The organism is Streptomyces qinglanensis, assembly GCF_900111245.1.
In the GTDB taxonomy this organism is placed as follows: Bacteria; Actinomycetota; Actinomycetes; order Streptomycetales; family Streptomycetaceae; genus Streptomyces; species Streptomyces qinglanensis.
In genome coordinates this window covers 250,331-272,404 of the sequence record NZ_FOGO01000003.1, presented here as the reverse complement: position 1 = coordinate 272,404, position 22,074 = coordinate 250,331, and the positions used below count along the sequence as shown (strand labels likewise).

Below are 22,074 nucleotides of genomic sequence, written 5' to 3'. Positions count from 1 at the left end.
TGACGGGGGGCCGACCGCGTCGTCGGTGTCGGCATCGGCTTCCGGACCGGGGTCCCGCCGGAGAGTGCCTGTGGCACGGCCCGGCCGGGCGCCGGAGCGCCGGGCTCTCCGGCGCGGCGTTCCGCCACGTGCCGGATTCCGGGTCCGCAGCGGATGGCTGCCGGAGCGGTATGAGCACTTTCGGTGGAGTATGCCATGCCACCCGGCCCGCACCGTGCGCCCTGCGTCACATCTCACGCCCCCGCATCGCTGTGCGCCTGGCCCCGCACGGAGCGTGGCGCCGTCCTCCGTCCGGGGGCGGGGTTCCCGTGCGGTGCGGGCCGGACGGTCCCGCCGCGCTCCGGTGGCGAAGGCGGCGGCGGAAGGCTCCGTTGTGCCCTCCTCGGCTGGGTCGCCCTCCGGTCGTGGCCAGGCGCGCGGATTGCACGGAGTGTGCCGCGACGCGCTGGTGGGCACCGGGTTTGGGGCGGTGCGGTAGCCCGTTGGGATGGCGCTCGGGGGGAAGCTCTCGACGCCGCTGTCGCGCAAAAGCAATGATTTGCGCACCAGTTGCACCTTGCGTTGGTATTCAGGGCATTTCGGTGAAGGGGCAGTGTGCGATGAACATGCGCGGAGCGGTGTGCGCGGTGGTGGCGGCTTTGGCCTTCGTGGGGGCGGGGAGCGCGCAGGCGGCCACCCCGTCGAGTCCGGGAGTCTCGGCCGCTCCGATCCGGGCGGCCGAACGGGCCGCGGTCGGGCGGGTCATGAGCGACCACATCATCCGGCCGCGGGCGACCATCTGCAAGAACCAGGCGTGGACCTCCGGGAACGGCCGGGCCGTTCTGCGGATGCAGCAGGACGGCAACTTCGTCCTGTACAAGGACGGCCGCGCTGTGTGGCAGGCGCCGCACACCTGGAGCCGCGGCAACTGCGCCGTCTTCCAGGAGGACGGCAACTTCGTCGTCTACGACAGCGCCGGGAAGCCGGTCTGGGCAGCCGGTACCTGGCACAAGGGCGCCTACCTCGCCGTCCAGGACGACGGCAACGTCGTCATCTACAACAGCGCCCGGCGGCCGGTCTGGGCGACCGACACCGGCGACTGACGCCTCTTCCCGGCTGCTCCCCGGGGCGGGAGCGGCCGGGGTCGGCGTGAGCGCGCGGGCGGGTGGCGTGTTCCGGGCCGCACCGCGGCCCGGAATACCCTGCAGGGGGGCCGCTCGCCGCCCGTCTCACCTGGCCGGTTCGTCCGCCGGTTCGTCGGGTGCGGCCGACGGCCCGACCGGTTCCGGCTCCGGCGCGTGCGCCGCCGGCAGGGCGCAGGCCATGAGTGCCACGGCCCCGCACACCGCCGCGCTCGCCGCGAACACCGAGCGGTACGCGAGGTCCGTGCCGGTGTGCGCGGTGGCGAGGGTGACCAGAGCGGCGAGTCCGACGACGCCGCCGAGCTGGCGGGTGGTGTTCATCAGCCCGGAGGCCGCACCCGCGTCCCGTTCGTCGACCCCGGAGGTGACGGTGGTGGTGATCGGGGTGATCAGCAGGCCCATCCCGGCGGACATCACGATCGCGGGTCCCAGCAGGCCGCCCCAGTAGCCGCTGTGCTCCCCGATGCGGCTCTGCCACAGGAAGCCGACCGCGGCGAGCAGGGCGCTGAGCACGATCAGCGCGCGGGCGCCGGTGCGCCGCATGGCGACGGGAGCCAGCCGCGCTGCCGCGATGCCGACGAGGGTGTGCGGCAGGAAGCCGACGCCGGTGGCGAGGGCTCCGTAGCCGAGGACGTCCTGCATGTAGAGCGAGAGGAAATACCACATGGGGATGAAGCAGCCCCCGGCCAGCAGCATGGTGACGTTGCCCGCCCAGATGGGCCGCAGCCGCACCAGCCGCGGCGGCATCAGCGGTGCCGCCGCGAACCGTGCCTCCGCGCACACGAAGGCGGTCAGTGCCGCGGCTCCCAGCCCCAGCCCCGCCAGCGTGGTCGGGTCGCCCCAACTGTGCTTCCCGGCCTGGTTGACGCCGTAGACGAGAGCGGTGACGCCCAGCGTGGCCAGCACCGCGCCCGGGATGTCGAGCCGTCCGGACCCGCTGCGCTCGGTGTCGGCGGGCAGCAGGCGCACGGCCGCCAGCACGGCCGCGGCCCCGATGGGCACGTTGATGAGCAGGATCCAGCGCCAGGACAGGGTGTCGGTCAGTACGCCGCCGATCAGGTTGCCCGCCGCGCCGCCTGCCGAGCTGACGGCCGTCCAGATCGCCAACGCCTTGGTGCGGCGTGCGCCTTCGGCGAACGTGGTGGTCAGCACCGTCAGGGTGGCCGGGGCCAGCACCGCGGCGCCCAGCCCCTGGACGGCCCGCATCGCGATCAGCAGGCCCGGCGCCACGGCGAGGCCGCCCACCAGGCTGGCGGCGGAGAACAGGACGAGCCCCCACAGGAACACCCTTCGGCGGCCGAAGAGGTCGGCGAGGCGGCCGCCCAGGAGCAGGAAGCCGGCGAAGACCAGCGCGTAGCTCCCCACGACCCACTGCAGTCCCGCGGCGTCGAAGCCGAGGGCGGTGCGGATGGACGGCAGCGCGACGTTGACCACCGATACGTCCAGAACCACCATGAACTGCGCCGCGCAGGCCAGCCACAGCAGCGCCGTCTGGCGGCTCGTCAGGACTCCGGCCGGCTCCGCGCCCTCCACCGGGCCGCCGGCGGCCCGGGTTTCGCGTTGTCCCATGTCTTTTCCCCATCGTCGCCCGGACTTTATAGTACAGCGGTACTATGAAAACGCGCCGACCGGAAAGGGGTCACCGTGCCGAAGCGCGTCGATCACACCCAGCGCCGGGCGCACATCGCCGACGCCCTGGTCCGGGTGGCCGCGCGCGACGGGCTGCACGCGGTGACGCTGCGCGCGGTCGCCGCGGAAGCGGGGATGTCCCTGAACCTGGTGCAGTACTACTTCGACACCAAGGCCGAGTTGCTGCACGCCGCGCTGCTGCGGCTGGAGCGCCTGAGCCACGAGCGGTGGGCCGCGCGGCTCGCGGCCCTGGACGATCCCGACTCGGCGCGGGCCTGTCTGGAGGCGTTCGTCGACGAGGCGTTGCCGGCCGACGAGGCACGCCACACCTTCCGCCTCGTGTGGATGTCCTACGCCGTGCTCGCCATGACCGACCCCGAACTGGCCGCACAGCCCTTCGTCGCTGGTCCCGACCGGCTGGAGCGCCAACTCGCCGGGATCCTCACCACGGCGCAGTCCGCGGGGGAGATCGCGGCCGGTCTCGATCCCGACGCGGAGGCCGCCCGGCTGCTGAGCCTCAGCCACGGCGTCGGAACCAGCGTCCTGGTCGGACAGCGCACCCCCGAACAGGCCCGCGACGTGATGCGCTACCACCTGGCCCGACTGTTCAGCGCCGCCCCCGCCCACCCCTGAGCCGCCGACCACCGTCCGACGGCGGGTCCCCGGCCACGCGCCGGGCCGGATCCCGGCCTCCCGGCGGGCTTCGCGCCCGTCGCGGCCCGGCCGGGTGGACGGCGAGCACGTCCCCCTCGACGCACAGGAGGAGTCAGTGACCACCCACAGCCGGCAGGTACGGGACTTTCCCTTCGAGACTCCCGCACGCCTGTCCATGGAGCCACTCTTCGCGACGCTGCGCCGGACCGAACCCCTCAGCCGCGTCCGTCTCCCGTACGGCGGCGAAGCCTGGCTGGTGACCCGCTACGAGGACATCAGAACGGTGCTGGGCGACCCCCGGTTCGGCAGAGCCGCGACGCTGCACGACGCGGCTCCGCGGATCCAGCCCGACCCGGCCGGCGAAGGCGTCCTGATGTCGCTGGACCCGCCGGACCACACCCGGCTGCGCAAGACCGTCGCCGGAGTGTTCACCAAGCGCCGGGTGGAGGAGCTGCGGCCCGCCACGGAACGGATCGCCGGGGAGCTGCTGGACGCCATGGAGGCCACCGGTCCGCCCGCGGACCTGGTCACCTCCTTCGCGCTGCCGCTGTCCGTCACCGTGATCTGCGACCTGCTCGGCGTGCCGCGCGAGGACCGCGAGAAGCTGCGGCGCTGGTCCGACGCGCTGCTGTCCACCACCGCGTGCACCCCGGCCGAGATGGCGGCGTCCACCGAGGCGCTGGCCGACTACTTCGCGACGCTGGCACGGCAGCGGCGGCAGCAGCCGACCGACGACCTGCTGGGAGCGCTCGTGGCCCGCTGCGACAGCCGGGAGGGGCAGCTCGACGAGGGGGAACTGGTGCTCCTCACCCGCGATCTGCTCATCGCCGGTCACGAGACCACGGCGAGTCAGATCGCCAACTGCACCTATCTGCTCCTCCAGCAGCCCCACGGCGCGGTGCGGCCGGATGCGGATGCCGGGATGCCGATGTCCGCGGTGGAGGAACTGCTGCGGTTCATCCCGCTGGGGTCGGGCAGCTTCCGTGCGCGGGTGGCCACCGAGGAGGTGGAGCTGTGCGGGCGGCGGGTGCGGCCCGGCGAGACGGTGTTCGCGCCCACCGTGGCGGCCAACTGGGACCCCGAGGTCTTCCACGACCCGGGCACACTGGACTGGGAGCGGTCTCCCAACCCGCACCTGGCCTTCGGACACGGCGTACACCACTGCCTGGGTGCCCAGTTGGCCAGGATGGAGCTCCACGTCGCCCTGGGCGCCCTGCTGGAGCGCCTGCCGGGCCTGCGGCCGGCGGTCGGCGAGGGGGAGATCGAGTGGAAGACGGGGATGCAGGTCCGCGGCCCCAGGACGCTGCCGGTGCGCTGGTGACGGGGGAGCCCGCGGCAGCGCGCTGGCGGCTGGCGGTCGACGCGGAGCAGTGCATCGGATCGGCCGCCTGCGCGGGCGCCTGCGCCCGCTTCCGGATGACGGACGACGGCCGTGCCGAGCCGGTGGCGGAGGTCGTCGACGCCGAGGAGGCGGTACGGGACGCCGCGGAGTGCTGCCCGGTGGAGGCCATCACGGTGACCGACGCGGACACCGGCGCACCCGTCGCCCCGTAGCGGGCGGCGGCCGCAGCGCCGGCGTCCCCGGCCGGGCGGCGAATGGCGCTCCGCCGCCCGCGCGTCCGGGGCGCCCGGAGCGCGCCCGGCGGTGCGCGTCGGCGCGCGGAGGCGCGGGGGCTTGGACGGGTCTCAAGACCGCCTTGCTTCGGCGTGGAGCGCAGGGCGCTTGAGTGAGGACGGTGCGGCGCACCGCGTGCGGACCCGCCTGGCCGCGTCCAGGAGGCCGCCCGCGTGCCGCGGCACGTGTCCCGTCGTACGGGCCGGCAGCTCGTGCGCAGGGTCCACCGATCTTCCGGCCGCTAAGGGAACTTCATGACCTTCGTCATAGAGCTCGACACGAACGTCACGCTCGACCAGCTCGAGGACGTGGCGCGGCAGCGGACCCCCGTTCGGCTGTCCGCGCCCGTCCGCGACCGGGTCGGTGCCTCGCGAGAAGTGCTGGAGAAGTTCGTCCAGGACGAGCGCGTCATCTACGGCGTCAACACCAGCATGGGGGGCTTCGTCGACCATCTGGTCCCGGTCTCCCGGGCGCGGCAGCTCCAGGAGAACCTGCTCAACGCCGTGGCCACCAACGTGGGCGCCTACCTGGACGACACGGCCGTGCGGTCCATCATGCTCTCCCGCATCGTCTCCCTGGCGCGGGGCAATTCCGCGATCACCCCGGCGAACCTGGAGAAGCTGGTCGCCGTCTTCAACGCCGGCATCGTGCCGTGCGTCCCGGAGAAGGGCTCGCTGGGCACCAGCGGCGACCTGGGCCCGCTGGCGGCCATCGCCCTGGTCTGCGCCGGCCAGTGGAAGGCCCGCCACCGGGGCCGGACGCTCTCCGGAAAGGAGGCCCTCGACCAGGCGGGTCTGGAGCCCATGGAGCTGGGCTACAAGGACGGCCTCGCACTGATCAACGGCACCTCCGGCATGGTCGGCCTGGGCACCATGGTGCTGCGGGCCGCCGACCGGCTGGTCGGGACGTACCAGCAGGTGTCGGCGCTCTCCGCTGAGGGCCTGGCGGGGATGACCAAGCCCTTCGACCCGCGCGTGCACAGCGTCAAACCGCACCGGGGCCAGCACGCGGTGGCCGCGCGGCTGTGGGAGGGGCTCGCCGACTCGCGACTGGCGGTCAACGAACTGGAGACCGAGCAGACCCTGGTCGGGGAGATGGGTGCGGAGGCCAAGGCGGGCTCGCTGGCGATCGAGGACGCCTACTCCATCCGCTGCACGCCCCAGATCCTCGGTCCCGTGGTGGACGTGCTGGAACGGATCGGCGCGACCCTGCAGGACGAGCTGAACTCCTCCAACGACAACCCCATCGTGCTGCCCGAGGAGTCGGAGGTGTTCCACAACGGGCACTTCCACGGCCAGTACGTGGCGATGGCGATGGACCACCTGACCCTGGCGCTGGCCACCGTGACCAACCTCGCCAACCGGCGCGTCGACCGCTTCCTGGACAAGAGCAACAGCAACGGGCTGCCCGCCTTCCTGTGCCGCGAGGACCCGGGCCTGCGGCTGGGGCTGATGGGCGGCCAGTTCATGACGGCCTCGATCACCGCCGAGACCCGCACCCTGACCGTGCCGATGTCCGTGCAGTCCCTCACGACCACCGCGGACTTCCAGGACATCGTCTCCTTCGGATTCGTCGCCGCACGCCGGGCCCGCGAAGTGGTGGCCAACACCGCCTACGTCGTGGCCTTCGAACTGCTCTGCGCCTGCCAGGCGGTCGACATCCGGGGCGCGGAGAAGCTGTCGTCCTGGACCCGGCCGCTCTACGAGCGCACCCGCGCGATCGTGCCGTTCCTCGACCGGGACGTCACGCTGACCGACTACGTCGAGCAACTGGCCGCGGAACTGACCGGCGACGGGTTCGCCGTCGGCGCCGCGCCGGTGCGCTGAGCCCCCGGCGGGAAGGAGAGCCATGAGTACGACACTGTCCGAGCAGGCGGTCGCGGACTTCGTCCGGGACTGGAGCGCGGCCGAGGAACGCGGCGACCACACCGCGCTGGACGAACTCCTCGCGGACGACTTCGTGGGCGTCGGACCCCGCGGGTTCATCCGCAGCCGCGAGCAGTGGCTGGAGCGCTACCGGTCGAAAACCGTGCGCAATTCCTCCTTCGAGGTGAGCGACCTGCGCATCCGGATCCTGGGCGGGACGGCCGTGGTGGTGGCCGCGCAGACCCAGGAGAGCGTCAACGGGGACGCGGACGCCGGCGGAGCCTTCCGCTTCACGCTGATCGTCACCGGCGAGGACGGGCGGCTGCGCCTCGCGGGCCTGCACCTGAGTCCACGAGCCGCCGCGGCCCCCGGCTGAGCCGCCGGCACCCCGGCCCAGCGGCCGCCCGCGCCGGTCATCCGGCGCGGGCGGTCTCCGCGTTCCCGGCGCCGCCGTCCGCCGCGGCGTCCTCCCGTGCCCGCAGGGCGAAGCGCTGGATCTTGCCGGTCGCCGTGCGGGGGAGGGCCGCGACGAACTCCACCAGGTGCGGGAACTGGTGGCTGGACAGCCGCTGCTTGCACCACTGCCGCAGTCGCCGTGCCAGGTCCTCGGAGCCCTGCTCGGCGTGGTGCAGCACGACGAACGCCTTGATCCGGGTCAGCCGGTCGGTGTCCACACCCACCACGCCCGCCTCGGCGACCTCAGGATGCTGCTGGAGGACGGTCTCGATCTCGGTGGGCGCGACCCAGAGCCCGGAGACCTTCAGCATGTCGTCGGCGCGGCCCTCGAACCAGTAGTACCCGTCCTCGTCGCGGCGGTAGCGGTCACCGGTGCGGTACCAGGTGCCGTGCAGCACCGAGCGGGTCCGGTCGGCCTGATGCCAGTACCGGTCCATCATGCTGCCGCCCTGCACGTACATCTCCCCGCTGCCCGGTCCCTCGACCTCGCCGCCCTCGGGTCGGACGAGCCGGATCCGGTAGCCGGGCACGGCCTTGCCGGACGAGCCGGGGCGCAGCGCCCGCGGGGAGTTGCTGCAGTAGACGTGCAGCATCTCGGTGGAGCCCACACCGTCCAGCACCTCCAGCCCGGACAGGTCCCGCCACCGCTGCCAGACGTGGACCGGCAGCGTCTCGGCCGCCGAGACGCACAGCCGCAGCGATCCCAGGTCCCGGCGGCCGGCCTCGGGGGAGCGCGGCATGGCGTTGTACAGAGCCGGTACGGAGAACAGCACCGTGGGGCGGAGCCGCTCGATCGACTCCAGCACCAGGTGCGGTGCGGGGAAGCCGGGCAGCAGCACGCTCGCGGCCCCGGACCAGAGCGGGAACAGCAGGCTGTTGCCCAGGCCGTAGGCGTGGAAGAGCTTCGTGGTGGACAGGTGCACATCGTCCCGGGTCAGGCCGAGGACCTCGCCCGCGTACCGCCGGCAGACGGGGGCGATGTCGCGCTGAAGGTGTACCACCCCCTTCGGGTTGCCCGTGGAGCCCGAGCTGTAGAGCCACAGCGCCGGATCCTCGGGGTGCGTGGCAGCCGGATCCAGGGCGCCGTCGTGGGCCTGGACCAGGTCCGGGAGGCAGAGCCCGCCCGTCGGCCCGGACGGCCCGCTGCTGATCACCGTCACGCCCGTCTCCCGCAGTGCCGGGGCCAGTTCCTCGTACCGGTCCGCCTCCACGACGGCCGCCCGCGCGTAGCTGTCCGCGGCGTAGAAGCGGATCTGCTCGGGGCCGGTACGGGAGGTGAGCGGCACCGGGACGGGCACAGCCCCGATCCGGGCGGCGCCCAGGAAGGCGGTGAAGAACGCCGGTGAGTCGTCCAGCACGAGCAGCACCCGCTGCTCGCGCTCCACTCCGAGCGCGCGCAGGGCACGCCCCATGGCGCACATCCTCCGGTGCAGCTCGGCGTAGCCGACCGTGCCCTGCGGTCCGAGGAGGGCGGCCTTGTCGCCGAGGCCGGCTTCCAGGTTGCGGTCGACCAGCGCCGAGAGGTTCCCGTGGTCGGCGGTCATGGCGGCTCCTGTTCGGGGGCGTCGGGCGGGACGCGGCTGGGTGCGCCCCTGCCCCGGGTCCGGCGGAACCGGACCCGGGGCAGGGGCGGTACGGCGAAGGGCGCACGGGGCGCGTCGGTCAGGGGGCGTGCGGGGGGATGTTCTGGTTGAGGCGGAAGAGGTTGGCCGGGTCGTAGCGGGTCTTGACCGTCCGCAGCCGCTGGTACTTCTCGCCGTAGGAGTCCCGTGTGCGGTCGGCCTCCCCGGGGTTGAGGAAGTTGACATAGCCGCCGGAGAGCCGGTCGGCCAGCTTCCGGTAGCCGTCCCTGGCCCAGGCGGTGTGGCGGGCGTCCTCGGTCGGGTCCCGCCACGCGGAGGCCAGGTTGATCACGAAGGGCGTCGTGCGGTTGGGGAAGGCGGTCGCGTCGTCCGGGACGCGCGCCACGGCTCCCCCCAGGTACAGCAGTTCGAGCTGAGTGAACGGGGAGGCGATGCCGGAGGCGTGCTCCAGCACCCTGTCGATGGCCTCGTCGTCCAACTCGGCCAGGTATCCGCTCTTGGTGTAGACCCGGTCGGGCACGACCGCGCCGGGGAAGGAGTACGCCTGCAGGGCCCGGTAGGGCAGCGTCGCCTTCGTCAGCCCGTGCGGCTTGCCGACGGGCAGGATCGCCTCCAGTTGCCGCTCGCCCTCGTGCGGATCGCCGACCCAGCAGCTCATCGCGCAGATCACCGGCTTGCCGTGCATCTCGGCGGGCAGTTCGGGCAGCGGCGGTGCCAGGCGCAGATACAGCGCCCAGGTCAACTCGTCGGGCGCCGTCGCCATGTGGTCCCGCCAGGCCCGGATGACCTGGGGCCCCTCCTCCAGCGAGTAGTAGGTGCTGGCGAACCGGACCGGGCCCACCTGGTGGAGGTCGAACTCGAACTCCGTGACGACGCCGAAGTTGCCGCCGCCGCCCCGCACCGCCCAGAACAGGTCCGGGTTCTCGTCCTCGCTCGCTGTCAGGACGCTGCCGTCCGCGGTGACGACCTGCACGGAGACCAGATTGTCGATCGAGAGCCCGTACTTGCGGCTCAGCCAGCCGAAGCCGCCGCCCAGCACGAGTCCGCCCAGGCCGGTGTGCGAGACCACGCCGGCCGGTGTGGCGAGCATGTGTGCCTGGGTCGCCGTGTCGAACGCGCCCAGCAGGCAGCCGCCCTGCGCCCTGGCGCGCTGCCGCCGCCGGCTGACCCGGACGCCGTTCATCGGCGAGAGGTCGATGACGATGCCGCCCTCGCAGGTGGAGTGCCCGGCCATGCTGTGGCCTCCGCCGCGTACCGCGACGACCAGTCCGCTGCGGCGGGCGAACCCCACCGCCGCCACCACGTCCGGCGTGCCGGAGCAGCGGGCGATCAGGGCGGGACGCCGGTCGATCGTGCCGTTCCAGATGCGCCGCGCCTCGTCGTAGTCGGCGTCTCTGGGCCACACCAACTCACCCCGGAATGCGGCGCGGAACGCAGCCACGTCGGACGGGTCGAGCTCTGGGAAGTGCATACGTGTCCCTTTCTGCAGCGTTGCTGCTGCGGGGCGTGGTCCCGGGCGGTGGCCGGGAGTTCAGAAGTCCGGCGACAGCTCCGCGGGGGCGCCCGGTCCGGCCGCGAGCTGCTCCAGCGCGGCCCGCACCGCCTTCACGTCGTCGTCGGGGCTGCCGGCCCGGGCCGGCAGCAGGGCGAGGGCCTCCGCGTCTCCGTTGGCGACCGCCGGGGTGCGCCGCGCCAGGGCGGTCAGGCTCTGCCCGGGGCCGGCCTCCACCAGCAGGTGCCGGCCCCTGCTCAGCAGGCGCTGGAGGGTGGGGCCGAAGAGCACCGGCTCGGCCGGCTGGCTGGTCCAGAACCGCCAGTCGGTGGCGGTCGCCTCGTCGAGCGTGTGGCCCGTGTAGGCGGACAGCACGGTGGTGTGCGGCGGACGCAGCGGCGGGCGGGTGAGCGCGTCGGCGTGCGCGGCGGCGACCCGGCGCATCACCGGGTGGTGGAACGGCTGCAGTGCGCGTGCCCGGGAGCAGGTGACACCGGCCCGCCGCAGTGCGGTCTCCACCTGGCTCAGGGCCGGTTCCGGGGCGGAGAGCAGCACCTGGCGGGGACCGTTGACGGCACCGATGACCACGTCCGGCACCAGATGGGTCTCGACCTCCTCGGGACCGGCGGCCACCGCCAGCATGCCGCCGGGCGGCGCGTGCCGGTAGACCCCGATGTACTCGGAGAGGTAGCGCAGCCCGCAGTCGAAGGTGAAGACGCCCGCAAGAGTGGCGGCCGCCAGCTCCCCCACGCTGTGGCCCAGCACCGCGTCCGGTCGCAGCCCCGCCTCCGCGAGCATGGTTCCCAGCGCGCAGTCGACCGCGTACAGCAGCGGCTGGGCGTAGGAGATGTCGTCGAAAGCGGCGGGCGCCTCGGCCGCCAGCCAGCCCGCGCGCAGGGTCCGTCCGGCCGGCCCCAGGGCGTCGAAGGCGTGGTCCATGGTGGCGGTGAAGGACGGCGAGACGCCGTAGAGTCCGGCGGCCATCCGGGGCTGCTGGGCGCCCTGGCCCGGGAAGGCGAAGACGACCCGCCGGCGCGGGGTGGTCGGGTGCGGTGTCGGCGCGTCCATCGGCTGGCTCCTGCGGCGCGGTGGTGGGCGGAGGGGGTACCGGGTGCGTCTCAGTCCCGTTCGGCTGGCACGTTGGCGTAGTCCAGGACGGCGCGCGGCGTGCGCAGGTCGCGGATGACGTCTTCGGGGATGTCGATGTCGTAGCGGTGCTTGAGCTGCGCTGAGGTCTCCAGCAGGACCAGGGAGTCGTAGCCGAGCATGTCGAACTCGCGGTCGAGGACCTCCTCGCCGTGCGCGGCGGCCTGCTGGTCGCCGGAGCACTCGGCGAGGATCTCCAGGAGTTGGTCGAGGCTGAGCATGCGTGCGGTCCCTTCTCGGCGGCGGATCGGTGTACGGGGAAACTCGCTTCAGAGCGCTTCAGAGCGCTTCAGAGCGCTTCAGAGCGCATCGGGCGCTTCGGCGCGCATCGGCGCGGCACGGGGAGGCGGAGCGGACATCAGGACAGCGGGCGCTCGACGACGACCGCCGAGTTGAAGCCACCCGCACCGCGTGCGAGGACGAGCGCGGTGGACAGCGGGCCGAAGCGCGGTTCGTCGCGGACGAGGTCGACCCGGTGGTCCTCGGCGAGTTCGCCGATGTTGACCGCCGGCGGAATGACGCCGTCGCGCAGCGCGAGCAGGGCGCACACCACGTCGAGCGGTCCGCCGCCGGCCATCAGGCGGCCCACCATGGTCTTGGGCGCGCAGACGGGGACGCCGAAGGGTCCGAAGACGGCACGCAGGGCCGCGGCCTCCTGGGCGTCGAGTTCGGGCACTCCGGCCGCGTCGGCGACCACCAGGTCGACGGCGTCCGGCTGCAGGCCCGCGTCGGCGAGCGCGAGTTCGATCGCCCGTTGCAGACCGGGCGGCCGCGGCACCCCGGGCGCCGGGTCGAAGGTCGAGGCGTGGCCGGTGATCCTGCCGTACGGGGCCCGGCCCGACCGTGCGCGCGCCGCATCGGCCTCCTCCATGACCAGCACGGCGCCGCCCTCACCCGGCACGTAGCCCTCCGCCCGCCGGTCGAACGGCAGGTAGGCGCCGGCCGGATCGGTGGCCGTGCTGACGGCGCCGGAGGCCAGATGCGAGACCCAGCCCCAGGGGTCGAAGGAGGACTCGACCCCTCCGGTGAGCATGAGCCGGCCGCGGCCGCGGTTGATCGTGCGGCGGGCCAGCCCGATCGCGTCGAGGCCGCCGGCCTGTTCGGCCACGACCACCCCTCCGGGGCCGCGCATCTTGTGCCGGATGGAGATCTGCCCGGTGTTCACGGCGTAGAACCAGGCGAAGCACTGGTAGACGCTGACGTGTTGGGGCCCCTGGGACCACAGCTTCCGCATCTCGCGGTGCGAGAACTCGAAGCCGCCGGTCGCGTTCGAGGTGACCACCCCGCACTCGTAGGTGCCGAGTTCGCCGATGTCCGCCTGCGCGTCCTCCAGCGCCTGCTCGGCGGCGACCAGCGCGAGCCGGGTGACCCGGTCGGTCTGCGGCAGCAGCCGCCCCGGCAGGTGTGCCGCCGCGTCGAAGCCGGTGATCTGCCCGGCCAGCCGCGCCGTGTACGGCTCCGGGTCGAACTCCTGCAGCGGCGCGATGCCCTGACCGCCGGCCAGCGTGGTGTTCCAGTACTCCTTCGGACCCAGCCCGGTCGGGGCGGTCACGCCCAGCCCGGTGATCAGCACGTCGGTGCTCGCACTCCTGCTCATCCGCGGCCTCCTCGCCACTTCTCCAGCACCATGGCGCTCTGGAACCCGCCGAAGCCGCTGCCGACCGTGAGCACCCTGTCGAGAGCGCGTTCGCGCGCCTCCAGCGGCACATAGTCCAGATCGCACTCGGGGTCCGGCTCGTGCAGATTCGCGGTGGGCGGCACCACGCTGTCGCGGATGGCCAGCGCACAGGTGGCCACCTCGATCGCGCCGATCGCACCCAGGGAGTGCCCGATCATCGACTTGATGGAGCTGACGGGGATGTCGTAGGCGTGGTCGCCCAGCGCCTTCTTGAACGCTTCGGTCTCGTGCAGGTCGTTCTGCTTGGTCCCCGAGCCGTGCGCGTTGACGTAGTCGACGGACGTGGGATCGGCGCGGGCCTCGTCCAGTGCCAGGCCGATGGCGCGCGTCATCTCGTTGCCGTCCCGGGCCAGCCCGGTCATGTGGTACGCGTTCGACTGCGCGGCGTACCCGGTGATCGTTCCGTAGATCTCGGCGCCCCGCCGTCGCGCGTGCTCGCTGTCCTCCAGGACCAGCATGGCCGCGCCCTCGGCGATGGCGAATCCGTCCCGGGTCCGGTCGAAGGGCCGGGTGGCGTGCTCGGGGTCGTCGTTGCGGCGGGTCGTGGCCTTGATCGCGTCGAAGCAGGCCACGGCGATCGGGGTGACGGGAGCGTCGGTGGCGCCGGCGACCATCACCTCGGCCCTGCCTTCCTGGATCAACTGGCAGGCGTGGCCCAGTGCGTCGATGCCGGAGGTGCAGCCGGCCGAGACGACGGAGACCGGACCCTCCGCGCCGACCGCCCAGGCCGTCTCGCGGGCGAGGGAGCCCGGCACGAAGTAGTCGAAGAGGTGCGGGGACTGGTAGCTCTGGTCGACCAGCCACTCGCGCCCCTCGTCGGAGAGGACGACGTACTCGTTCTCGATGCTCGTGGCGGATCCCACCGCGTTCCCCACACTCACCCCCAGACGTGTGGGATCCAGCTCGGTCCCCGCGGCGATCCCGGCTTCCGCGGCCGCCCGCCTGGCGCAGGTCACCGCCAGCAGCCCGGCCCGGTCCAGCCGCCGGATCTCCCGGTGGCCGAACCCGCATGCCAGGGGGTCGAGGTCGATCTCTCCCGCCGCCTGCGAGCGGAACGCGGTCGGGTCGAAGGCTGTGGTCCTGCGGATGGCGCTGCGCCCCGCAGTGATCATCTTCCAGAAGCCCTCGGTGTCCGTCGAACCGGGCGCAAGGACGCTCAGGCCAGTAATGACAATGTGTCGGCTCACACTCCGAGACCCTGCTGGGCGCTGCTCCAGCGGCGGGCAACCGCCGCTCCCGCGCCGCTCCAGCGCGGCTTGCCGCGCCCCGGTGGCCCTGTTGCGCGGGCCTGGACCGGCGCTGCATCGGGTGCCTGGAGTCTCGCTCTCGGGTCGGCACACTCCGGCCGCCCCGACGAAGGGAGAAGGCTTCGCCATGCCCGCACACACCGAGTCCCCGAGCGTCGCCCTGGTCACGGGGGGCACCAGTGGCATAGGTCTGGCCATCGCGCAGGCTCTGCTGCAGGACGGGCTCAAGGTCGTCGTCACCGGACGCGACACCGGCAAGCTGGACACGGCCGTCAGGTCGCTGAAGATGGAGGACGACTGGTTCGACGTGGCCGGCTACGCCTGCGACGTACGGGACCGCAGCGCGGTCCACGACATGGTGGAGCAGTGCACCAAGGAGCACGGCGAGCCGAGGATCCTGGTCAACAACGCCGGTCGCAGCGGCGGTGGTGCGACCGCCGCGATCCCCGACGAGCTGTGGCTGGATGTCATGGACACCAATCTCAACAGTGTGTTCTGGGTGACGCGCGAGGTCGTCCGGGCCAGCGAAGCGATCAAGCAGCCGACCGGGCGGATCATCAACATCGCCTCCACGGGCGGCAAGCAGGGGGTGTCCTACGGCGCTCCGTACTCGGCCGCCAAGGCCGGTGTCATCGGCTTCACCAAGGCGCTGGCCAAGGAGCTGGCCCTGGCCGGCGGCCCGACCGTGAACGCGGTGTGCCCCGGCTATGTGGAGACGCCCATGGCCCAGGACGTACGCGCCAGTTACGCCGAACTCAACCAGATCAGCGAGGAGCAGGTGCTCACCGAGTTCCAGTCCAAGATCCCCATCGGCCGTTACTGCACGCCCGAGGAGGTGGCCGGCATGGTGCGCTACCTGGCCGGCCCGGCCGCCGCGTCGGTGACCGCGCAGGCGCTCAACGTCTGCGGCGGACTGGGAAGCTACTGACGCCTCGATCCGCCGTCCGGAGAGGGAACCCCCGTATGACCATCGATGTATCCCCCGAGTCCTCCGCGTTCGGGTTCGAGGGCCAGCCCTACTACGAGCACCGGCGGCTGCGGCTGTACGACGCCGTCGTGGTGCACGCCTCGAACCGGGTGCTCTGGCGCTGCCCCAAGGACCGGCTGCTCGACCACTACAACGAGTGGATCACCTCCCGCCATCTGGAGGTCGGCCCGGGCTCGGGCTACTACCTGGACCACTGCCGCTTCCCCCCGGGCGGCGACCCCGAACTGACCCTGCTCGACCTCAACCCCGACCCGCTGCGGTTCGCCGCACACCGCCTGCGCCGCTTCACCCCGCGGTGCGTGCAGGCCGACCTGCTGGAGCCGCTGTCCGGACTCGGTGCCGGCGGATTCACCTCCATCGCCTGCAACTACGTGCTGCACTGCCTGCCCCGGCCGCCCGGCGGCAAGCAACTCGTCCTCAAGCACCTCAGCCGGGAACTCGCGCCCGGAGGGGTGCTGTTCGGCAGCACCGTGCTGTCCGGAGGGGTCAAGCACACCGCGCTCTCCCGCCGCTTCAATCTCCTCTACCAGCGCCAGGGCTCCTTCCACAATCAGCACGACAGCGTGCGCTGGCTGCACCGGGCGCTGGAGGAGCACTTCACCAGCCACTGGATCGAAGTGCGCGGCAGCGTGGCGCTGTTCGCGGCCCGCGCGTCGGCGGACAGCGCACGGACCGCTGCAACAGCGCCGGGCGACCTGCCGCACGAGAGGCCGGGCGCATGACCTCGGCAGCCGTCTACCGGGACGCGGCCGTCCCGCTGCGGGCGCTGTGGTCCTCTCCCTTCGCCCGCTGGGGCGGCGCGCTGTCCCGGATCTCCAGCCTGGACGCGGCGGTGGCCGTCACCGACCGGGCGCTGTCGGAGCGCGGTGTGGACCGTGCCGCCGTCGAGGGGCTGGTGCTCGGCTGGACGGTGCCGCAGCCCGCGATCTTCTACGGGGCGACGACCCTGGCGGCCCGGTTGGACATGCCGGGTGTCTTCGGCCCGATGCTCAGCCAGGCGTGTGCCACCTCCGTCGCGGCCCTGCACCAGGCCGCCGCCTCGGTGTCGACCGGGGCCGGTCCGCAACTGGTGGTCACCGCGGACCGGACGAGCAACGGCCCGGAACTGTCCTGGCCGGCGGCCGGGTCCGAGCGCGGTCCGGCGCGGGAGAACTGGGTGCGCGACAGCTTCTCCCGCGATCCGGTCACCGGCCGCAGCATGCTGGCCACCGCCGAGGCCGTCGCGGCCGAGTGCGGATTCACCCGCGGGGAGCTGGACGCGCTCGCCGTGCTGCGCTCGGAGCAGTACACCGCCGCGCTCGCCGACGACCGTGCCTTCCAGCGCGCCTGGATGGTCGCCGTCGAGGCCGAGGACGCCGAGCACGGGCCGGTACGGCTGACGGCCGACGAGGGGATACGGACCGTCTCCTTCGAGACCGCCGGCGAACTGCCGACCGTCCGCGCGGGCGGCACGCACACCGCCGCCGCGCAGACCCACCCCGCGGACGGCACCGCGGGAGCGCTGGTGACCACGGTGCAGCGGGCCCGCGAACTCGCCGGCCGGGGCCCGGTCGTGCGGCTGGTGGCATCCGGCCACGCCCGGGTGGAACCGGCCCGGATGCCCAAGGCGCTCGTACCGGCCGCCCGCGCGGCGCTGGACGCCGCCGGACTGAAGAGCGAGTCGATGGACGCCGTCCACACGCACAACCCCTTCGCGGTGAACGACCTCTACTTCGCCCGGGAGACCGGGGTGCCGCCGGAGGCCATGAACACGACCGGCAGCAGCCTGGTCTTCGGACATCCGCAGGGCCCGACCGGCCTGCGGACGATCACCGAGCTCGCGCACGTCCTGCGGGCGCGCGGCGGGGGCCTGGGGCTGTTCACCGGCTGCGCGGCGGGCGACACCGCGGCGGCGCTCGTCGTCGAAGTGACCGACTGACCTCGGCGCGGACCAGAGGGCCGCAGGCACGGTGCCTGCGACCCTCTGCTGTGTCCCGGGCGTCCCGGGCGCTCTGCCGTGTCCCGGGCTCTCCACAGCCTGCGGGGCCTCCGCGGTGCCGTCGCGGTCCCGGTCCGTCGCACTGCCTCCGTCCGCCCCGTCCGCCCCGTCTGCCCCATCCGCCCCGTCCGCTCGACCGCTCCGTCCGGCCGGACCGGGCGGCGCCACGGGGCCGGACCGCGGCTCATCCCGCGGGACCCGCCAGCGCTCTGGCCAGGCCCGCGCGGGCGATCCCGCTCGCCTGCACCTGCCGGACGGCTGCGCTCTCGCGTGCCATCGCCTCCTCCACCTCGTGCGGGGAGGGCCGCAGCAACCGCAGATGGGCGGCGGTGGACGAGCCCGGCGGGGTCCACCGGTGGATCAGCCCGACAGCGGCCGGTACCAGCGCGTCCGGCTCCACGACGTCGTCGAAGAGCCCCAGGTCGCGTCCCTGCCGGGCGTCGACGCGGGCACCGCTCAGCAGCAGATCGAGGGCGCGGGACGCGCCGGCGAGCCGGGGCAGGAAGAGGCTGGCGGCGTTGGAGACGGTGAGTCCGACGCCGTTCTCCGGCCACGCGAAGCCTCCCGAGGGCGCGGCGAGACGGGCGTCGAAGCTGAGCGCCAACTCGCCCGCGCCGCCCACGGCGAGGCCGTTGACGGCTGCCACCACCGGGACCTCGGCGCCGAGCGCGGCCCGCGAGACCTCGTTGAACAGATCCATCTCGGCCTGCAGATCGAGCTGCCCGTCGGTGGCCTCGCGCAGGTCCATCCCGGCCGAGAACGCCCGACCCCGGCCGGTGACCACCACTCCGCGCACCTTGCGGCCGTCGCCGTAGTGCCGCAGCAGTCCGGCCAGATCGCGGCGCATGTCCCGGGAGAGGGCGTTGAGCTTCTCCGGACGGCTCAGGGTGAGCACCGCGACATCGTCCCGGACGGTGACCGCCAGCTCCTCCGGGCTGCGCAACCGCACCGCGCCGCTCATGCCGCTCATGTCCAGGAGTCCTTCGCCGCGTCGAACGCACCGCTGCGCTGGTCCCCGCCGGGGCGCAGCAACTGGCGCTTGCGGACCCGGGCCGAAGGCGTCATCGGGAAGCTCCCGACGCACTCCAGGTAGGCCGGAACCTTGAACTTCGCGAGCTGGCGCCGGGTGTGCGCCAGGACGCTGCGGACCGTGGCGCCGGTGGGACGGTAGCCGTCGCGCAGCAGGAGGAAGGCTTTGGGCAGTTCGCCGAACAGCTCGTCGGGGATGCCGACGACGGCGGCCCCCAGGACGGCCGGATGCGCTTCCAGGACGCTCTCCACCTCCGCCGCCGCGATGTTCTCGCCCCCGCGCCGGATCACGTCCTTCAGCCGCCCGGCGTGGCGGATGCCCCCGTCCTGGTCGGTACAGCCCAGGTCGCCGGTGCGGTACCAACCGCCGCGGAAGGCGCGCCCGGTGCTCTGCGGGCTGTTCCAGTACTCGTGCATCATGGGCCTGCCGCGGACCAGGATCTCGCCGGCCCGCCCCGGCTGCAGCGGGTGCCCCTCCTCGTCGGCGATCACGACCTCCTTGCCGGGCGGCGGACAGCCCAGCCTGCCGGTGCCCACGCAGGCCGCGTCCTCCGGCGGTACGATCAGATCCAGCCCGCTCTCCGTGGAGCCGTACACCTCGCGCCAGGCCGCGCCCCAGCGCTCCTCGAAGGGGCGGTGCAGGTCGCGCGGAATGCCGGAGCACAGCACCAGGCGCATGGCGTGGTCCCGGTCGCCGGAGGTGGGCGGCTGCTTGTACAGCAGCATCGGCATGCTGCCCAGCACATAGGTGACGGTCGCCCGGTGCCTGCGGACCGCGGGCCAGAAGCCCGACGCGGAGAACCGTTCGAGCACCACCAGCGGGATCCCGTGCATCAGGCACATCACGGCCTTCCACTGGGGATCCACATAGGAGAACGCCTGCGCGGTGAGGACCACATCGTCCGCGCCGAGCCCTGACGCGGTGGCGATCCCCCATGCCGTGCGGAGCCAGTAGTCGTGGCTGAGCACACACGCCTTGGGGAAGCCGGTGGTGCCGGAGGTGTACTGGAAGTTGACCGTGTCGTCGGGACGCGACCGGCCCACCTCAGGTGCCCCGGCGCCGGGGCGGCCGACCGCCGCGGCGGCCAGCTCGCGCACCGTACGGACCGCGCAGCGCTGCCGGAGCGTGCCGCCGACCCGGCGGGCCAGATCCGCGCAGCTCTCGGAGGACAGCACCAGCGTGGCCCCGGAGTCGGTGAGCAGGTGGGCCAGGTCGGACGCGCCGCAGCGGCTGTTCACCGGCACCGTGACGGCACCGGCCTTGACGGCGGCGAACCAGCACAGCGGCCAGTCGGCGGAGTTCTCCATCATGAGCGCGATCCGGTCCCCGGGCTCGACCCCGTGGGCGAGCAGTGCCCCGGCCAACCGGTCGGTGCGCTCGTCGGCCTCGCGGAAGGTGAGCGTGTCGCCGCCGCAGCGCAGGAACTCCCTGTCCCCGTACAGCCGGGCTGCGTCCCGGACGAGTTCGGCAAGGGTCTGCCACCGCGGCCCCGCCTGGGAGCCCCCGGCGGTGGGAAACGGTGCGGTCTGGGCCTGAGGGGCCGGTTCCATGCTGCTGGCCTCCGTCGCGTCAGGTGGTGGCCTGCGCCACCGCTCGTCGTGGGACAGGGCACCAGCGGCGGCTCGCGCGCGGAGCAACGCGGCGTCACCGCGCGGTCTCGGCCGTTGCCCGGGGCGAGCCCCGCGCTTTACCGGGCGTGGAGAGCGGGCTGGAACCGTCACTGCCACGTCGCTGCCAGCAGGAGCAGAGCGAGCCGAGGCGGAGGAGGAAGCGTTGACGACCCAGGTCCCGCACGAGGTGGAGGAGAGCCCGGTGGCCGGTGCGCTGTTCGTCCAGGTGCAGCAGTTCTACGGTCGGCACATGCGCGCCATGGACGAGGGCCGGGTGGCGGACTGGACCGGCGACTTCACCCCGGACGCGGTGTTCGCCACCAACGCGCGGCCCGAACCGCAGCGCGGCCGGGACGAGATCGCCCGGAACGCGGCGGCGGCCGCGCGGCAACTGGAGGAGAAGGGCGCCCTGCGCCGCCACTGCGTCACCACGCTGGAGGTCGGCGAGGGCTCCTCGGGCGTGCTCGTGGCCCGGATGTACGCCTTGATCAGCAAGACCGTGGTCGGGAGCCCCTCGGAGCTGGAGTTCGTCTGCACCTGCCAGGACGAACTGGTGCGGCAGTCCGGGCGGCTGTTCATCAGGCACCGGCAGGTCTACCGGGACGACCTGCCCCGGACCTGAGCCTCCGGGCCGTGCCCGCGGACCTGCGCCCGCCGACCTGGGTCCGCGGGCCCCTGGGCCGGGGCGGAAGCACGCGGACCACAGCCCCGGGCAGGCGAAGAGCTCCCGGCCCGTGGCCCGCGGCCGCCGGTGTCCGCAGCGAGTGCCGGCCGCCGCGGCCGGTCACGCCTTCCAGGGGCTGGCGGCCGGCCACTTCAGCCGCAGCGGCGGGGGATCGGTGGTCCGCCCCGGGAACGGGGTCGAGCGTGCGCTGTCCAGCCGCGGATCCGCGGAGAGGATCGCCTGCTGCAGCATCTGCAGCTCCCGGGAGGGTTCCAGGCCGAGTTCGGTCACCAGGGACTGCCGGAGCTGGTTGAAGATCTTCAGGGCCTGGGGGCGCCGGCCGCAGCGGTAGAGCGCCAGCATCAGTTGGCGGTGGAATCCTTCGTGCTGCGGGTACTGGGAGGCCAGGCCGCTCAATTCGCTGAGCACCTCGTGATGCCGGCCGAGTTCGAGTTCCGCCTCGATCCGGGTTTGCTGGACACCGCTGCGGCTCTCCTCCAGCCGTACGATCTCCGCCTCCAGATGCAATCCCCGTCGCACGTTGGCCAGTGGCGGCGCGGCGAAGATATTCAGCGCCGCACGAAACTGTTCCACGGCTGCCGGATGGTCACCCGACTGAAAGGCGTGCTGCCCGGCGAGGCGATGCTTTTCGTAGCGCTGGAGGTCTACCCGTTCCGGTGCGATACGGAATTCGTAACCATTTGGCGTGGTGACCAGTACATCCTTCGGGGACGCATTCCGGAGAAGGCCGCCCAGCATTTGCCGAAGTTGAAATATGTACGTCTGCAGTGCGCTCAGTGCACTCCGGGGAGGCCGTTCGGCCCACAGTTCCTCGATCAGTGCATCGGTGCTGACCAGCCGGTTCGCGTTGACCAGTAAGAGGGCGAGCACCTGCCTGGCTTTGGGTGCGCTCGGCGTCCTGGTGCTGTCCCAGGTCCTCAGCGCAACATGCCCGAGAACTTCAACGTCCACAGTTCCATCACCCCGTTCGCGGTTTGAAAAACGACACAGTGGGCACCGAAGCGATTCCTGGGGCGCTCGCCCCGTGTAGCGGCCGTTGCGGGCGCTCAGTGTTACCCGCGGAATGACGCCGGTATTTCCCGCCGCCGAGGCGCCGTTGCCGCAGCAGGGGTCGTATGGAGTCTATGCATGTGACGGAAACGTATCCGGGTGACAATTTCATGGTCAAGGACTCGGGAGGCGAATCCGGCCATATTCGGGATTCCTATTTCGCTGTCACATGCACGGTCATGAGGAAGCCGTCTGCCGCATCCCGGCCGGGCGGGTCGGATCTCAGCCCTCCGGGCCGTTTTTCGCT

At 72.7% G+C, this 22,074-nt stretch carries 21 protein-coding genes; 10 read left to right on the top strand and 11 right to left on the bottom strand.

Features of this window, described 5'->3' with window-relative positions:
- Positions 1-568 precede the first annotated feature (568 nt).
- Entirely contained in the window at positions 569-745 is a 177-nt protein-coding gene (locus BMX65_RS33410) for a hypothetical protein (protein ID WP_239501902.1), read from the bottom strand.
- On the opposite strand from BMX65_RS33410, the gene BMX65_RS08285 reads away from it, so the two are divergent.
- Positions 744-1,082 (top strand): hypothetical protein, encoded by a 339-nt coding sequence (locus tag BMX65_RS08285; protein WP_239501903.1) that lies wholly within the window; start codon positions 744-746, stop codon positions 1,080-1,082. The two genes, BMX65_RS33410 and BMX65_RS08285, sit on opposite strands and share 2 nt — an antisense overlap.
- Before the next feature lie 126 nt (positions 1,083-1,208).
- Here the strand turns inward: BMX65_RS08285 and BMX65_RS08280 are convergent, their stop codons facing one another.
- Positions 1,209-2,690 (bottom strand): MFS transporter, encoded by a 1,482-nt coding sequence (locus tag BMX65_RS08280; RefSeq protein WP_074999508.1) that lies wholly within the window; start codon positions 2,688-2,690, stop codon positions 1,209-1,211.
- Between the two features lie 75 nt (positions 2,691-2,765).
- On the opposite strand from BMX65_RS08280, the gene BMX65_RS08275 reads away from it, so the two are divergent.
- From BMX65_RS08275 to BMX65_RS08255, 5 genes are all read left to right on the top strand, one after another.
- Positions 2,766-3,383, top strand: a complete 618-nt coding sequence (locus BMX65_RS08275; RefSeq protein WP_074999507.1) for a TetR/AcrR family transcriptional regulator — start codon at positions 2,766-2,768, stop codon at positions 3,381-3,383.
- 136 nt (positions 3,384-3,519) lie between these two features.
- Entirely contained in the window at positions 3,520-4,725 is a 1,206-nt protein-coding gene (locus BMX65_RS08270; RefSeq protein ID WP_079171770.1) for a cytochrome P450, read from the top strand.
- A complete protein-coding gene (locus tag BMX65_RS08265) occupies positions 4,722-4,958 on the top strand; it encodes a ferredoxin (RefSeq protein WP_074999506.1) in 237 nt (78 codons plus the stop codon). The genes BMX65_RS08270 and BMX65_RS08265 overlap by 4 nt, the downstream gene beginning before the upstream one ends.
- Positions 4,959-5,273: 315 nt before the next feature.
- Positions 5,274-6,845 (top strand): phenylalanine aminomutase (D-beta-phenylalanine forming), encoded by a 1,572-nt coding sequence (locus BMX65_RS08260; RefSeq protein WP_074999505.1) that lies wholly within the window; start codon positions 5,274-5,276, stop codon positions 6,843-6,845.
- A gap of 22 nt (positions 6,846-6,867) precedes the next feature.
- Entirely contained in the window at positions 6,868-7,260 is a 393-nt protein-coding gene (locus tag BMX65_RS08255; protein WP_074999504.1) for a nuclear transport factor 2 family protein, read from the top strand.
- A gap of 37 nt (positions 7,261-7,297) precedes the next feature.
- Here BMX65_RS08255 and BMX65_RS08250 read toward each other — a convergent pair whose 3' ends face one another.
- From BMX65_RS08250 to BMX65_RS08225, 6 genes are all read right to left on the bottom strand, one after another.
- The gene (locus tag BMX65_RS08250) at positions 7,298-8,884 is read right to left on the bottom strand and encodes a benzoate-CoA ligase family protein (protein WP_074999503.1); all 1,587 of its coding nucleotides are present in this window, start codon (positions 8,882-8,884) and stop codon (positions 7,298-7,300) included.
- Between the two features lie 118 nt (positions 8,885-9,002).
- Entirely contained in the window at positions 9,003-10,394 is a 1,392-nt protein-coding gene (locus tag BMX65_RS08245; protein WP_074999502.1) for an FAD-binding oxidoreductase, read from the bottom strand.
- A 60-nt stretch (positions 10,395-10,454) separates the two neighbouring features.
- Positions 10,455-11,483, bottom strand: coding sequence for an acyltransferase domain-containing protein (locus BMX65_RS08240; RefSeq protein ID WP_074999501.1), 1,029 nt, complete (start codon positions 11,481-11,483; stop codon positions 10,455-10,457).
- Positions 11,484-11,533: 50 nt separating this feature from the next.
- Complete coding sequence (locus BMX65_RS08235; protein ID WP_074999500.1) at positions 11,534-11,782, bottom strand: acyl carrier protein; 249 nt, start codon at positions 11,780-11,782, stop codon at positions 11,534-11,536.
- Positions 11,783-11,919: 137 nt separating this feature from the next.
- Entirely contained in the window at positions 11,920-13,158 is a 1,239-nt protein-coding gene (locus BMX65_RS08230) for a ketosynthase chain-length factor (protein ID WP_074999499.1), read from the bottom strand.
- Positions 13,155-14,426 carry a beta-ketoacyl-[acyl-carrier-protein] synthase family protein gene (locus tag BMX65_RS08225; RefSeq protein ID WP_074999498.1) on the bottom strand — a complete coding sequence of 424 codons (1,272 nt, stop codon included), beginning with the start codon at positions 14,424-14,426 and terminating at the stop codon, positions 13,155-13,157. Before BMX65_RS08225 ends, BMX65_RS08230 begins: the two co-directional genes overlap by 4 nt.
- A 187-nt stretch (positions 14,427-14,613) precedes the next feature.
- On the opposite strand from BMX65_RS08225, the gene BMX65_RS08220 reads away from it, so the two are divergent.
- Genes BMX65_RS08220 through BMX65_RS08210 form a run of 3 tightly spaced genes read left to right on the top strand, consistent with a single transcriptional unit; the run spans position 14,614 to position 17,392 of the window.
- A complete protein-coding gene (locus BMX65_RS08220) occupies positions 14,614-15,414 on the top strand; it encodes an SDR family NAD(P)-dependent oxidoreductase (RefSeq protein WP_074999497.1) in 801 nt (266 codons plus the stop codon).
- Between the two features lie 35 nt (positions 15,415-15,449).
- Positions 15,450-16,196 (top strand): class I SAM-dependent methyltransferase, encoded by a 747-nt coding sequence (locus BMX65_RS08215; RefSeq protein ID WP_074999496.1) that lies wholly within the window; start codon positions 15,450-15,452, stop codon positions 16,194-16,196.
- Entirely contained in the window at positions 16,193-17,392 is a 1,200-nt protein-coding gene (locus BMX65_RS08210) for a thiolase family protein (RefSeq protein ID WP_074999495.1), read from the top strand. The genes BMX65_RS08215 and BMX65_RS08210 overlap by 4 nt, the downstream gene beginning before the upstream one ends.
- A 244-nt stretch (positions 17,393-17,636) precedes the next feature.
- Here the strand turns inward: BMX65_RS08210 and BMX65_RS08205 are convergent, their stop codons facing one another.
- Both BMX65_RS08205 and BMX65_RS08200 read right to left on the bottom strand, forming a co-directional pair.
- Positions 17,637-18,422, bottom strand: a complete 786-nt coding sequence (locus tag BMX65_RS08205) for an enoyl-CoA hydratase/isomerase family protein (protein ID WP_074999494.1) — start codon at positions 18,420-18,422, stop codon at positions 17,637-17,639.
- Positions 18,419-20,032: a class I adenylate-forming enzyme family protein gene (locus BMX65_RS08200; protein ID WP_074999493.1), complete on the bottom strand. Its 1,614-nt coding sequence runs from the start codon at positions 20,030-20,032 to the stop codon at positions 18,419-18,421. Before BMX65_RS08200 ends, BMX65_RS08205 begins: the two co-directional genes overlap by 4 nt.
- A 223-nt stretch (positions 20,033-20,255) precedes the next feature.
- Here BMX65_RS08200 and BMX65_RS08195 point away from each other — a divergent pair, with 223 nt between their 5' ends.
- Complete coding sequence (locus BMX65_RS08195; protein WP_177214216.1) at positions 20,256-20,714, top strand: nuclear transport factor 2 family protein; 459 nt, start codon at positions 20,256-20,258, stop codon at positions 20,712-20,714.
- Between the two features lie 162 nt (positions 20,715-20,876).
- On the opposite strand, the gene BMX65_RS08190 is transcribed toward BMX65_RS08195, so the two are convergent.
- On the bottom strand, positions 20,877-21,728 hold the full coding sequence (locus BMX65_RS08190) for an AfsR/SARP family transcriptional regulator (RefSeq protein ID WP_079171769.1): 852 nt from the start codon (positions 21,726-21,728) through the stop codon (positions 20,877-20,879).
- Between the last annotated feature and the right edge of the window lie 346 nt (positions 21,729-22,074).

Coding starts and splice junctions, on each gene's coding strand:
- BMX65_RS08285 (WP_239501903.1), top strand. CDS start 744: ATGAGCGACCACATCATCCGGCCGCGGGCGACCATCTGCAAGAACCAG.
- BMX65_RS33410 (WP_239501902.1), bottom strand. CDS start 745: ATGACCCGCCCGACCGCGGCCCGTTCGGCCGCCCGGATCGGAGCGGCC.
- BMX65_RS08280 (WP_074999508.1), bottom strand. CDS start 2,690: ATGGGACAACGCGAAACCCGGGCCGCCGGCGGCCCGGTGGAGGGCGCG.
- BMX65_RS08260 (WP_074999505.1), top strand. CDS start 5,274: ATGACCTTCGTCATAGAGCTCGACACGAACGTCACGCTCGACCAGCTC.
- BMX65_RS08255 (WP_074999504.1), top strand. CDS start 6,868: ATGAGTACGACACTGTCCGAGCAGGCGGTCGCGGACTTCGTCCGGGAC.
- BMX65_RS08250 (WP_074999503.1), bottom strand. CDS start 8,884: ATGACCGCCGACCACGGGAACCTCTCGGCGCTGGTCGACCGCAACCTG.
- BMX65_RS08245 (WP_074999502.1), bottom strand. CDS start 10,394: ATGCACTTCCCAGAGCTCGACCCGTCCGACGTGGCTGCGTTCCGCGCC.
- BMX65_RS08240 (WP_074999501.1), bottom strand. CDS start 11,483: ATGGACGCGCCGACACCGCACCCGACCACCCCGCGCCGGCGGGTCGTC.
- BMX65_RS08235 (WP_074999500.1), bottom strand. CDS start 11,782: ATGCTCAGCCTCGACCAACTCCTGGAGATCCTCGCCGAGTGCTCCGGC.
- BMX65_RS08230 (WP_074999499.1), bottom strand. CDS start 13,158: ATGAGCAGGAGTGCGAGCACCGACGTGCTGATCACCGGGCTGGGCGTG.
- BMX65_RS08220 (WP_074999497.1), top strand. CDS start 14,614: ATGCCCGCACACACCGAGTCCCCGAGCGTCGCCCTGGTCACGGGGGGC.
- BMX65_RS08215 (WP_074999496.1), top strand. CDS start 15,450: ATGACCATCGATGTATCCCCCGAGTCCTCCGCGTTCGGGTTCGAGGGC.
- BMX65_RS08210 (WP_074999495.1), top strand. CDS start 16,193: ATGACCTCGGCAGCCGTCTACCGGGACGCGGCCGTCCCGCTGCGGGCG.
- BMX65_RS08205 (WP_074999494.1), bottom strand. CDS start 18,422: ATGAGCGGCATGAGCGGCGCGGTGCGGTTGCGCAGCCCGGAGGAGCTG.
- BMX65_RS08200 (WP_074999493.1), bottom strand. CDS start 20,032: ATGGAACCGGCCCCTCAGGCCCAGACCGCACCGTTTCCCACCGCCGGG.